We start from the raw sequence: 11604 nt of genomic DNA, 5'->3' as shown, positions 1-11604 counted from the left end.
ATCCAGTTGTACACGTGCAATCAGACGGCCGCGCAGAAATGGACGGTCGGTACGGACAGCACGTTGCGGGCGCTGGGCAAGTGCATGGACATCAGTGGTGGCGGTACGGCGGACGGCACCAAGGTCCAGTTGTACGGGTGCAACGGCTCAGGGGCGCAGAAGTGGACCCCAGGCGCTGACGGGACGCTGCGCAATCCGCAGTCCGGCAAGTGCCTCGACGCGGAGGGCGTCTCCTCGGCCGACCGCACCAGGCTGCATCTGTGGACCTGCGGCACCGGAGCCAACCAGAAATGGGTCCTCCCGGGCTGAGTGAACCGCTCGACACCGTCATCGGCGCGGAGGGCGCCGGTGACGGGACCGGCCGCTCCGCTGGGCCGGTGACGGCGGCAGGGTGCGACGCCGAAGCGCCCTGCCGCCGTCCCTCAGGCGGTCGTTGATCAGGTTCGCCCGCGCGCGCCGCTCGGCGCCCGCGAACAGCGCCCCGACCGTCCCGGGACGAGAATCCCTACGACGCGCCGGCCGAGCCCGCCGCCCGTCCTGGCCGGGCGGCGGCCGTGAGCCGGTGGCCCATGATGACGGTGCTCACCGTGCTCGTGGGGTACGTCGAAGTGGTCCACCCTGTCACCGGGCGGGCCCGGCTCACCACGGCTGAAGGGCTGTCCGGCTCGCGGGCCTCTCCGGCGGGGATCAGTAGCCCTGGCCGACCAGGAAGGAGTCGAAGTCCAGGGCGAGGGAACGTGCTTCGGCGGCGTGGCCCTCGTCGTCCCCGTCTACGAGGACGAAGACACAGATGCCCTGCCCGGTTCTCGCCACCCACATGACACGGTTCCCGTCGCGCAGGAGCGCCAGGTCGAGTTCGGTCCCTGTCACCGCGTCCGCGATCCGGTCCAGTTCCGCACGGTGCCACACCGTCCCGGCGAGCCGGAGCGTCCGAGGGCGGCCGCCGTCCTCGCCGGCCGTCCACAGCGCCACCATCTCGGCCTCGTCCGGGGCGCCGGCTGTACCGGGCTGCCGGTCTGCCTGACCGGCGGCGCCGTCGAAGAACTGCCTGCCGTCCTCGTCCTCGCGGCCCGCAGCGGCGAAGAACCCCGATTCGGCCGAGAAGGCCGCCACTGCACGCACGGCAGGTTGACTCCCACCGAGGGCGAAACGGGTGCTGAGTACGTCTTCCCATTGCTCGGTCACAGGAGGCATGAGTGGCGGCCTTTCGACGGCGTGGTGATGGTTCACGGACCCGCACGGGTCTCCTCGGGGCGGTGGCGTTCGGTGACGTGCCCCTCCGGCAGGACCTCTCCTGCCCGTGAACGCGCTGATCAGACGCATGACCGGGAAGTCGGTGCACGCGTCGGCTCCCAGGTGGGGCGGGGCCGGCCCCGCCCCACGTGCTACCGCTGAGGCAGCTTCGCGCGTGCGGAACCGGCGGCGGAGTGCATGGCCCGGCCCGTCCCGCTCGCCGCTGCCGAGGCGCCGGAGCCGACCGTGTCGATCGCCGCGTGCACGTGTCCACCCGCCCTCGTCGCCGCGCGTCGGGCCTTCTTACGGCCCCTCGTGGTCGCGGTGCGGGCACGGTAGGCCGCCGACGGTTTGCCGTGGGTGTCGGCGGCGCCGAGCAGCAGAGCGCCGAACAGGCCGATGCGCTGGGCGAATGCGAGGAGCTGGTCCTTCCGTAGCTCCGGGTCCTCCTCCTCCCACCACGCGTACTCGGCGAGGGTGGCCGGCACCAGGCTCACGGCCAGGGCAAGGGAGGCAGTACGAGGGAGCCGCCCCAGAGCGAGCAGACCGCCCGCACCGATCTGCACGGCGGCGTTCAGCTTCACGACGCGCAGAGGATCATCGACAGGGGCCCCAAGGCGCCGTGCCCATGACTCGGTGCTCGCCGCGAGGGGGAGTGGTCTGCGCAGCGCACGCACCCCCTCGATGACGAACGGGGTTGCCAGCAAGGGGCGGGTGATTCTTCTCAGGACAGCCATGGATCTCCGTGTGCCCCTGGAAACAACGGTCACACACGGCCGCCGCCCCGCCCGGTGGAGTCCTCACTCGCGCTCCCCGCGCCCGTTTCCCGGGCCTCGACAGGGGGCGGCGGTTCTGAGCGGTCGTCACGGAGAGGCCGCGCCGGGAAGGCACTCGTCCGAGCAACCGCCCTCACCGGCGCGGGCGCCGCACCCAGGACGCTCGGCGGGCCCTGATCAGCTGAGCAGCCAGATGCACGCCCCGCCCAGGACGAGGAGCAGGCAGATGGCGAGGTTGGTGCGCCAGTACGTCAGGAAGATGGCGACGAACTCCCGGATCATCGCGCTGGGCCAGAAGTACGCGGCAGTGGGGGACCCGACGACATGGCCCCTGACCCCGGTCCGGCGGGCGGTCACCGCGGCGCGGAAGACATGGTAGTTGTTCGTGACCACGACACACCGGTAGTCGGGATCGGCCTTCTCCATGATCGATTTGCTGAATCTCAGATTCTCCTCGGTCGTCGTCGAGCGGTCCTCGCGTTCGATCAGACCGGCCGGGAACCCGCGCTCGATCAGGTAGTCGGCCATCGCGTGCGACTCCGGCAGCGCTTCGTCAGGCCCCTGACCGCCGGAGGCGAGGAGGACGGGCTGCCTGCCGTGCGCCGTCAGCCTCGTGTGCACGGCTCGGGCTCGCTCCAGACGGCCGGCCAGCAGCGGTGACACCGTGGTGCCGTTGATGAGACCGGCGCCCAGCACCACCACGTAGTCGGCCTTGCGGTGGATGTGGAGGCGGCCGTAGAGAAACGCGTAGACGACGAAACAGACGAACAGGAAGGCGATGTAGCCGGCCAGGGCGAGCACCGTGCCCGTCACCACCGCCAGGGTGTCGTTCTTCAGAATCAGCGCGGTGATCATCAGTGCGAGAAGGGCCACCAGAGCAAGCCCTGCCAGGAGGGACAGGAGGTTGGCGGGGCTTCTGCCCTCCTTGCGCACCATCGTCACGCCGTTGGAGATCAGGAACCAGGACAGGACGACGATGCCCACCGCCACGAGGAGGAAGAGCACGATGCCGATCTCCCTCCCCGTGGCCGGCTGCGATCGGGCGAGCTCCGCGAGCCAGGCGGCCGCGGTGAAGGTGAGCGACAGTCCCAGGAGGACGGCGTTGCTGAAACGTCGGCGCTCGCGGAGCGTGCCGACACAGAAGGCGATGAAGATCAGGACCGCCGGGACGTAGGCCAACATGCGCACATGCTAAGGGCTGTCCCGCGGTTCCTGGCGGGCGCATGGCGACGGCTACGGCACCTCGCCACGTTGTCGAATAGCTCGAATACATCCAGTATGCGGGCGCCTCTCCGCCTTCCGATGCACCGCATCCGACGCCGCGCGCTGATCCACCAGGAATTGAGGAACAGCCCTTGGGCGGAGGGGCGTCGGCACTTCGAGGAGGGCGGATCGCCGACGCGAGGCGGCCGGGCGGGCTCGGAGCCGACGCCGTGCAGGGGAGGGCAGGCTGTCAGCCCGGCGGAAGCGGGTAGGGGTGGAGGCATGAGGCTGATGAGTGAGGGTGAGCGGCAGCCGGCGCCGAGCCGGTGGAAGACGTACGCGGCCACCGCGGCGGGTGTGACGGTGGCGGCGGCTCTCGGGAGCTGGGCCGTCGCGCCGGACACGCGCTGGTACCGCTCGTTGTCCAAGCCGCCCTGGCAACCGCCGCCCCGGGCCTTCGGAGCCGTCTGGACCCCTCTCTACGCGAGCGTCGCCTGGGCCGGCGGGCGAGCCCTCCTGGCGGCCCGTCCGCAGGAGCGCGGAGCCCTGGCCGCGAGTCTCGGCGCGAACCTCGCTGTGAACACGGCATGGAACTGGATGTTCTTCCGTATGCGCAGCACGAAGGCCGGTCTGGTGGGGACCGCGCTGCTCGACCTCAGTAACGCGGAACTCATCGCCCGCGCGGCGAAAGCTGACCGAACGGCTGCTCTCGCGCTGGTCCCGTACGCCGCCTGGTGCGGGTTCGCCACCTTGCTGAACGCGGACCTCGAGCGCCGGAACCGGCACTGACCGGACGGTGGCCGGCACGGGGCGTCCGCCGTTCCATGCGCTCCCGGCCGCCCGCGCTCGCGGCGCGGGCCGGCGGAGTCGGCGTGGGGCGTCCCGGGCAACCGGGAGCAGGTTTCCGACAGCGGGCAGTGAGTGACGTGCGGGCGGTGGGCGCCGCGAGGAACGGCGGCAGCCTGCGCGGCGTATTGACATGTCCAGGGCGAATCGGAATGCTGGGTGGGCGCTCTTCCATCGATGTAAACGCCGCCGCCGAATCGTGCGTCGCAGCGGAGGCCGACCTTGGAACGGGACCATGAATCTCACTCGCCATCTTTCCCGCGCCGCCGTCCTTGCCCTGTCCGGTGTGCTCGCTGTCGTCATGTCCCTGTCGTCCGCCGAACAGGCCCGGGCGGAACAGACCATCAGGGCCGCGGACCCGAGTGTGATCCGGGTCGGCAGCACCTATATATCGGTGCAGTCGGCCGGTGGTGGCATCGCCGTGCGACAGGCGTCCTCGACGGCTGCACTGGCCTCGGCGCCCGCCCGGCAGGTGTGGTCGGACACGGCCGGTCACGGCGAGGTCTGGGCTCCGGAGATCGTCACGGACGGCGGCCGCTACTACATCTACTTCTCGGCCGGCCGCGGGGCGGCCCACCGGATGTACGTCATCAGCTCGGCGAGCCCCGACAGCGGCTACACCGGGGAGAGCCAACTGGCCCTGCCGGACGGCAAGTGGGCGATCGACGGCACCCTGTTCACCTTCGGTGGGCAGCGCTGGTTCGTCTGGTCCGGCTGGGCAGGTGACACCAACGTCGAGCAGAACCTCTACATCGCGCGTATGAGCAGTCCCACCACCCCGACCGGCGCTCGCCACGTCATCTCGCAGCCGCGGGAGAACTGGGAACGGGTGGTCGGCAACCCGTTCATCAACGAGGGCCCCGAGGCCATCAAGGACCCGAACGGGCAGTTGCACATCGTGTACTCGGCCAACGGCAGCTGGAGCGACCAGTACTGTCTGGCCGACCTGCGGCTGCGCTCCGGAGGTGACCCGACATACGTCTGGGACTGGTACAAGTCCAACGGCTGCCTGTTCGGCTCCGCCCGGGCGACGATGATGGCCGGCTGGGACCCGACGCTGTACGTCAACGGCCCCGGCCACCACAGCTTCGTCCTGCTCAACGGCGACATCGGCACCAGCCCGCCCGCCGGCCCGCGATTCCCCTCGATGTTCCACGCGGTGCCGAAGGGGACGCCGTACGCGTGGGAGAACCGTTACTGGTACACCGGCACGTTCGCCTGGTGGGGCAACACCACCTACAGCCGCGCCAATGTCCCGGGCCCGACCGCCGATACGGGCTGGAGCCTCAAGTTCTTCGAGTAGAGCGGCAGGGCGCGGCAGGGGTGCATAGAAATCGGAGCGGGCCGGAGGGGATGTGCGGCGCGCTCCCCGTCGACACGCTGGTCAGGGGGCGATCGCGTCCTGCTCCGGTTTCCACCCCCAGGCGGTCAGCATGCCGGCCGACAGCGAGGAGCACGCGTCGGATTCCAGATACCGCACGGCGGCGTCGACGGCCGCGTCGTCCACCAGGCCGGTCGCGAGCATCGCCGGCCTGCTGCGCTCCCATGTGTCGGCCCAGAACCGGCTGATGGGACTGCCCGGCTCGAGCGGAGGCGCATGCATCTCCGCGGCGACGGGCATCAGCCCTGCCGCGCGCAGCAGGCCCGGGTACGACGGCACCCAGGAGACGTCGGTGCCGATCGAGGCCCTCAGTCCCTGCCACATCGCCCGCATCGCCGTGGTGTACGGCGTGGCGGGGGTTCGGTCGCTCGTCAGGTCCACCGCGTCACTCAGGACCAGCACGCCTCCCGGTGCGACGAGTTCGGCCAGCGCGGTGATCAGGCTCTCGTGCTCGGCCAGGTGCATGAGGACGAAGCGCGCGTGGACGAGGTGGAACCGGCCGGAGGTGAAGCCCGGGGTGGAGATGTCGGCCTCCAGCAGTTCGAGCCCCGGCACCGGTCGCCGGCCGAGGAACCGTACGTCACGGTCCACGGCGAGCACGCTCTCCACCCCCGCCTCGCCCAGCAGCCGGCGTGAGACGGTGCCCGTGCCGGCGCCCACGTCGAGACAGCGCCATCCCGGGCCGGCCCCGAGCGACCGCAGGCGCGCCATGGTGAGGTCGTCGTAGGCCAGGGCCCCGAAGTCGATGCGCTCGCCCTCGCCGGCCTGTTCGGGGCGGAAGACGGCTTCGCCGTAGCGGCCGCCTTCAGGTGCGCCCCCGCGCGGAGCGGAGGTCATGCCGCCGCCCACGCGAAGCCGGGCGCGCGTGCCGGCGTCCGCTCGGCGAGGAGCGGGAACGGCGGGTTGTCGAAAGGGTGCATGGCCTGGCCTCTCCACGAGGTTGGGGGTGCCGGGCGGTCCGCCCCGAGGACGCCGCCCCACCGAATCCTGCCCGGAGGGCCGCCTCGCCGGCCGAGGCGCGCCGCGCCTGGGCCGATCGGCCTCAGGAGGCGCCCGGTGCGTCGCGGCAGCGCGCCGAAGGTCCGGATCGACGGGAGGCCGGGCCGGAACCACGCGCGGCGACGGGATCGCGCCGTGTCCACCTGTCGACGCGAGCGGCCGGTGCCGTTCGGGACCGGCCTTGGCCGCAGGCCCCGGATGCTGTCCTGCTCCGCGTCGATGGCTGGGGGTGGTGCGGCGGAGCCGGACGCCTCGTACTCCGCGGCGACGACCGGGCCGGGTGTATGCGGTGAGAGGGCAGCTCGGGGGCTGCCCGTGTTCCACGAAACCGGTCCAACTGGTGTGCGATCCAGGACCATATGAGCGAGGAATCGCACGGAATGACCGTTACGAGAAGTGCGTCTGGCGTGCGGGTGACGCGCCGGGTAGCGCCCGGTGTCGTGCGCCGGGGCATGGAAGGGCTTGCTGTTGATTGTTGAACGGGTGGATGTAGCAGTCAGTGATTGTCAGGGCCATTGCCGCCGCATATGCGTGCCGTTTACAGGCGAGAGCTGCGGAAATGTCCGTAATTTGTAACGGAGCCGGACACGGCTTCCGTCGGCCGATTCGAAGGCGCAGTGTTCTGGCTCTCGGCCCGACGGGTCGGGACCCCGTATCGCCTCTGCCGGCCTCCATCGGCATGCAGAGGCACTGTTCTTGAGGAGACATCACCTTGTCTGCTTTTTCGGCCACCCGCCGTATCGCCGCGACCGTGCTCACGGCCGGCGCCCTCGTCTCGGTCGTCGCCCTGCCGGCCGGCGCACAGGACAACGACCGTCACCACTCCCGGGACCGGGTCGTCATCAGTGATGTCCAGGCCAACAGCCCCGGACGTGACAACGGCTCCAACCGGTCGCTCAACGCCGAGTGGGTCGAGATCACCAACCAGAGCCGCCGTTCGGTGAACCTGGACGGCTGGACCCTGCGTGCCGCCGACGGCAACCGCTACCGGTTCGACGACGTCCGCCTCGCCGGCCGTGCCACCGTCCGCGTCCACACCGGCGTCGGCCGCGACACCCGTACCGACCTCTACCAGGACCGCCACCACTACGTCTGGGACAACTACTCCGACACCGCGACCCTGCGCGACGACCGTGGGCGCACGGTCGACACCGAGTCCTGGGGCCGTGGGCACCACCACTACCGCCGCTGACCGAGGACCGGGGACGGTGACGGTCCGACCGCCGCCCCACGGCGGACAGACCCTCCGCCTTCCCCTTCGGGGTGCCGGGTAGCCGCCCTGCCCGGCACCCACCCCGCCGCGTGAACAGTGCTGAGCCCGGACCGTTGGGGAACGGTCCGGGCTCAGCCGTGTCGGCCCGGATGCCGCAGATGCCGGGCGTAGGCATGTTCAACAAGGGCACATGAGCTCCAATGGGAGGAGGCATCATGAAGCCACTGGACTCCGCGCCCGCGGACACGGAGAGCGGCATACCCGTCGAGCGCGGTGCGTCCGCGCCCGGGGCGGAACGCGTGAGCCGGGAGAGGACGCGCCGGCCGGCCGGTGAGAACGCGGGGAACCCGGCGGAGGTCGCGGAAGAGGAGGACCCCAGGGAGCGGGTCAACCGTCGCTGGAACGAGATCCTGCAGGAGACGAGGGTCGCGCAGACCGGTATCCAGATCCTCTTCGGCTTCCTGCTCAGCGTCGCCTTCACGCAGAGGTTCGAAAGGCTGGGCGACTTCGACCACCGTGTCTACGTCATCACTGTCGTCCTCGGGGCCGCCGCCATCGGAGCGCTCATAGCGCCCGTCGCGCTGCACCGGTTCCTTTCCGGCTCCCGGATGAAGGACGAAGTGGTAGCCGTTGCCGGCCGGTTCATGGTGTGCGGCATGGTCCTGCTCGCCCTGACCATCGGCTGTACGCTCCTTCTCCTGCTGCACACCGTACTCACCGACCTTCTCGCGGAGATACTCGTCGGCACGGTCATGGCGTGGTTCGCGGGGGCCTGGTTCGTACTCCCGTTGATTCTCAAGATGCGCTCGGGCCGCAGCGTCGACCGAGGGGACCGGGAAGCGGCTGCAGGGCCGCGGCCCTGACCCGGCGGGAGAGGCTCAGGACGCCGGGGGAAAAACGTGCCGAGCAGCCTGGAGGTTCCTGCCCCGCTCTCGCCACGTGCCGTCCGCGATGGAGTCCTCGATCCGGCGCGGCTGCGGCGCGAGGTGTCACCGCAGCTCAACGCGGGCAGGGAGGACGCCAACGGTGCGGCGCCGGGACGTCCGGCGCCGACGGGAGTACGGACTCGGAGCGGGGCCCGAGGCAGGAGCGGTGACGGTGGCGATGCGCGAAGTCCGATTGCTGGGCGGGCCGGTGGAGTTCCGGGGTGCGCTGGACCTGGAAGACAGGGCCGACGGGGTGATGCCGCGGCGGTTGCCCGCGTGGACGCGGGAGCAGTACCAGGACCCCTCCGTGTACGGGGCGACTCTGCTGCCTTCAGGAGTGCGGCTGGTGTTCCGCACCGACTCCACCGAGATCGAGTTCGACGTACTCACCTCTACGGGGCAGCTCGACACCGACCCCCGCCCCCGTCCGACCGGCATGCTGGAACTGCTGGTGGACGGCGCCCCGGCCGGACGCCGACAGGCCCCTGTGGGCAACGTGATGCGGATGGCCGGCCCGGGTGCCCCGCAGCGGATCGTGCCGGGCGAACCCGGCACCGTACGGTTCGCCGGGCTGCCGGCCGGCATGAAGCACGTCGAGCTGTGGCTGCCGCAGCAGACTCCAACCGAACTGGTGGCACTGCGCGCGAACGGCGAGGTGCTGGCCCCGGACCCGGACGGCCGGCGCCGCTGGGTGCACCACGGAAGTTCCCTCAGCCACTGCATCGAGGCCGATGGCCCTACCGGTACCTGGCCGGTGGTGGCTGCCACGATCGGGGGTGTGGAGGTGATCAACCTCAGCCAGGCGGGGAACGCGCTCCTGGATCCCTACGTCGCCCGGACGATCCGCGATATGCCCGCCGACCTGATCAGTCTCAAGACGGGCATCAACATCGTGAGCCTGGCCGCCTTCCGGCTGCGCACCTTCGGACCGGCCGTGCACGGCTTCCTGGACACGATCCGGGAGGGACACCCGGATACTCCCCTCGTCGTGGTGTCCCCGGTGAGCTGTCCGGCGGTCGAGGAGACCCCCGGACCGACCGCGGTGGACCGCGACGGACAGATCACGGCCCTGGGAGCGCCGGCGGATGTGGCCGACGGGGCTCTGTCGCTGGCGGTGGTACGTGCCGAGCTGGCCCGGATCGTGAAGGCGCGGCAGGCCGACGACCCCCGCCTCCACTACCTCGACGGCCGGGAGCTGCTCGGCCCGGGTGAGACCGATGACCTGACCGACGGCCTTCACCCCACAGCCGCCGCCTATCGCCGGATGGGCGAGCGCTTCGCCGCGTACGCCTTCGCGGGCGACGGCCCCTTCCGCTGAGTGGGCGACGGTCCCTTCCACCGAGCGGGACGCGGGGGAGCGGGCGTGCCCCGGTGCCGAGGCCGAGCCGGTCTTCCGTACCGGCCACGGCTCCTCGGCCCCCGGACCGGTCACCAGTGCGGCGTGGGCACGGTCGGTGTGTCGTCGTCACCCCGTACCGGTCGCGGAGGCTGGTTCAGGATCTCGCGAGCCGTCATCCCTTCCTGGCCTGCCGTCTGCTGCCGGGCGCGGGCCCGGCCCCCGAGGAGGAGGGTGACGAGTTCCAGGAGCAGGGTGATTGCCCCTTTGGTTCGTTCCACGGTGATTCCTTCCAGGGGGTCTGGGAATATCTACCGCGCGTCTGAACAATAGACATCTGTACGGCGGGGGCTGAGTCATCTGACTGATGAGGGGGTTGGGTGCGCGGCATGGGTGAGGACGGCCAGTTAGCCGGTCGTCGCAGTACGGCCGGGAGGTCCGGCACGCAGTTGTCCGAGGATGCCGTCCGGGTGTTCCGGTGGGTGAGCGATCAGGGCTCGTGCGACGCCACGACGCTGGGCGCGACACTGGGGCTGCCGGAGGGCTGCGCGGCCTCGGCGGTGGCGACCCTGACCGAACTGCTGCTGCTGCGATATCTGCCCGAGGACTCCGACCGGCTGGTACCGGTGGCCCCGGACGCGGCCATCGCCGCGCTGGTGGCACCGAGGGAGGCGGGCCTCCGCCGGCAGCTCGCCGAGATCGACCAGTTGAGGGGGGAGCTGGCACTCCTGACGCCGTTCTACGCGGAAGGCAGGAGCCGGTGGCAGGGCCGCACGCCGTTGACGGAGGTCACGGACCTGAAGACCGTCGTGGGCATGATCACCGAGGCGACCATGCGCTGCCGGCAGGAGGTCCGCACCTGCCACCCCGGCGGAGGCCGCTCCCCGACACTCCTGGAGCAGGCGTTCATCCAGGACCGGGACATGCTGCGCCGCGGTGTGCGGATGCGCACGCTGTACCAGCACACGGCCCGCTACCACCTGCCCACCCAGGAATACGCGCGTCGGATGACCGACGAGGGGGCCGAGATCAGGACGATGAGTGAACTGTTCGGCCGCATGGTCGCCTTCGACGGCGAGACGGTGTTCATCCCGCACCAGGACGACCTGGACGCGGCCATCGTCATCCACGAGCCGTCCACGGTGGCGTACCTGTGCGCGACCTTCGACCACACCTGGTCGCTGGCCGAGCCCTACCACCCGGCCTGGACGGAGAGTTCGGCGCGGGACGAGGTGAAGCAGGCCATCGTGCGGCTGCTGGCGGAGGGCATGAAGGACGAGATGGTGGCGCGGCGGCTGGGTATGTCGCTGCGCACCTGCCGCAAGCACATCGCGGAGATCATGGAGCAGTTGGGTGCGGCCAGCCGCTTCCAGGCGGGCTATCTGGCCCGGGTGCAGTCCTCCGCGCCGGCTCCCGGCGGCGTCTGAGCACCTGACCGGGGCCGTCCGCGCCTCGCCGAACACGCCAGGCGACGCGCCCCCTCTCCCCGATCCGGGCGGCGGCGGCCGGGAGGCGACCGCGGGGGGAGCCTTTCCGGTACGGGGGCGATGCCCGGAGCCGGCGTCGGAGGGCCCGGTATGCCCCGGCCGCCGCGGTCCTAGGGCGTGTTTCGAAAGTAGCGCCGTCCGCCCGGAGGGCGGGTCCGGCGGCGTCTGGTGCGTGCGATCGCAAGGCGGAGGGTCGCCCCGATA

At 70.9% G+C, this 11604-nt stretch carries 12 protein-coding genes; 7 read left to right on the top strand and 5 right to left on the bottom strand.

The window, feature by feature from the left end; all coding sequences use genetic code 11:
* A partial coding sequence (locus ABZ434_RS35400; RefSeq protein WP_359145995.1) for a ricin-type beta-trefoil lectin domain protein occupies positions 1 to 309 on the top strand: 309 nt, incomplete at its 5' end.
* A 378-nt stretch (positions 310 to 687) separates the two neighbouring features.
* Here ABZ434_RS35400 and ABZ434_RS35395 read toward each other — a convergent pair.
* The 3 genes from ABZ434_RS35395 to ABZ434_RS35385 form a co-directional block, all read right to left on the bottom strand.
* Entirely contained in the window at positions 688 to 1122 is a 435-nt protein-coding gene (locus ABZ434_RS35395) for a hypothetical protein (protein WP_359145993.1), read from the bottom strand.
* 263 nt (positions 1123 to 1385) lie between these two features.
* Entirely contained in the window at positions 1386 to 1970 is a 585-nt protein-coding gene (locus ABZ434_RS35390) for a DoxX family membrane protein (protein WP_359145991.1), read from the bottom strand.
* Positions 1971 to 2186: 216 nt separating this feature from the next.
* The gene (locus tag ABZ434_RS35385) at positions 2187 to 3191 is read right to left on the bottom strand and encodes a YdcF family protein (protein ID WP_359145989.1); all 1005 of its coding nucleotides are present in this window, start codon (positions 3189 to 3191) and stop codon (positions 2187 to 2189) included.
* A 303-nt stretch (positions 3192 to 3494) separates the two neighbouring features.
* Between ABZ434_RS35385 and ABZ434_RS35380 the strand changes: the two genes are divergently transcribed.
* Together ABZ434_RS35380 and ABZ434_RS35375 are read left to right on the top strand one after the other, a co-directional pair.
* Positions 3495 to 4001, top strand: coding sequence for a TspO/MBR family protein (locus ABZ434_RS35380; RefSeq protein WP_359145986.1), 507 nt, complete (start codon positions 3495 to 3497; stop codon positions 3999 to 4001).
* A gap of 292 nt (positions 4002 to 4293) precedes the next feature.
* On the top strand, positions 4294 to 5361 hold the full coding sequence (locus tag ABZ434_RS35375; protein WP_359145983.1) for a glycoside hydrolase family 43 protein: 1068 nt from the start codon (positions 4294 to 4296) through the stop codon (positions 5359 to 5361).
* An 81-nt stretch (positions 5362 to 5442) separates the two neighbouring features.
* Here the strand turns inward: ABZ434_RS35375 and ABZ434_RS35370 are convergent, their stop codons facing one another.
* Complete coding sequence (locus tag ABZ434_RS35370; protein WP_359145980.1) at positions 5443 to 6276, bottom strand: class I SAM-dependent methyltransferase; 834 nt, start codon at positions 6274 to 6276, stop codon at positions 5443 to 5445.
* Between the two features lie 874 nt (positions 6277 to 7150).
* Between ABZ434_RS35370 and ABZ434_RS35365 the strand changes: the two genes are divergently transcribed.
* From ABZ434_RS35365 to ABZ434_RS35355, 3 genes are all read left to right on the top strand, one after another.
* Positions 7151 to 7630: a lamin tail domain-containing protein gene (locus ABZ434_RS35365; RefSeq protein ID WP_359145977.1), complete on the top strand. Its 480-nt coding sequence runs from the start codon at positions 7151 to 7153 to the stop codon at positions 7628 to 7630.
* A 236-nt stretch (positions 7631 to 7866) separates the two neighbouring features.
* The gene (locus tag ABZ434_RS35360) at positions 7867 to 8514 is read left to right on the top strand and encodes a DUF6328 family protein (protein ID WP_359145974.1); all 648 of its coding nucleotides are present in this window, start codon (positions 7867 to 7869) and stop codon (positions 8512 to 8514) included.
* Positions 8515 to 8755: 241 nt separating this feature from the next.
* Positions 8756 to 9895: a GDSL-type esterase/lipase family protein gene (locus ABZ434_RS35355; protein WP_359145998.1), complete on the top strand. Its 1140-nt coding sequence runs from the start codon at positions 8756 to 8758 to the stop codon at positions 9893 to 9895.
* A 110-nt stretch (positions 9896 to 10005) separates the two neighbouring features.
* Here ABZ434_RS35355 and ABZ434_RS35350 read toward each other — a convergent pair whose 3' ends face one another.
* Positions 10006 to 10194 (bottom strand): hypothetical protein, encoded by a 189-nt coding sequence (locus ABZ434_RS35350; protein ID WP_359145971.1) that lies wholly within the window; start codon positions 10192 to 10194, stop codon positions 10006 to 10008.
* A gap of 201 nt (positions 10195 to 10395) precedes the next feature.
* Here ABZ434_RS35350 and ABZ434_RS35345 point away from each other — a divergent pair, with 201 nt between their 5' ends.
* Positions 10396 to 11340 (top strand): LuxR C-terminal-related transcriptional regulator, encoded by a 945-nt coding sequence (locus tag ABZ434_RS35345; protein WP_359145969.1) that lies wholly within the window; start codon positions 10396 to 10398, stop codon positions 11338 to 11340.
* Positions 11341 to 11604: the final 264 nt, after the last annotated feature.

The sequence above is a fragment of the Streptomyces sp. NPDC005761 genome (assembly GCF_040630635.1).
GTDB lineage: Bacteria > Actinomycetota > Actinomycetes > Streptomycetales > Streptomycetaceae > Streptomyces.
This window is presented reverse-complemented; position numbering and strand designations above follow the sequence as displayed.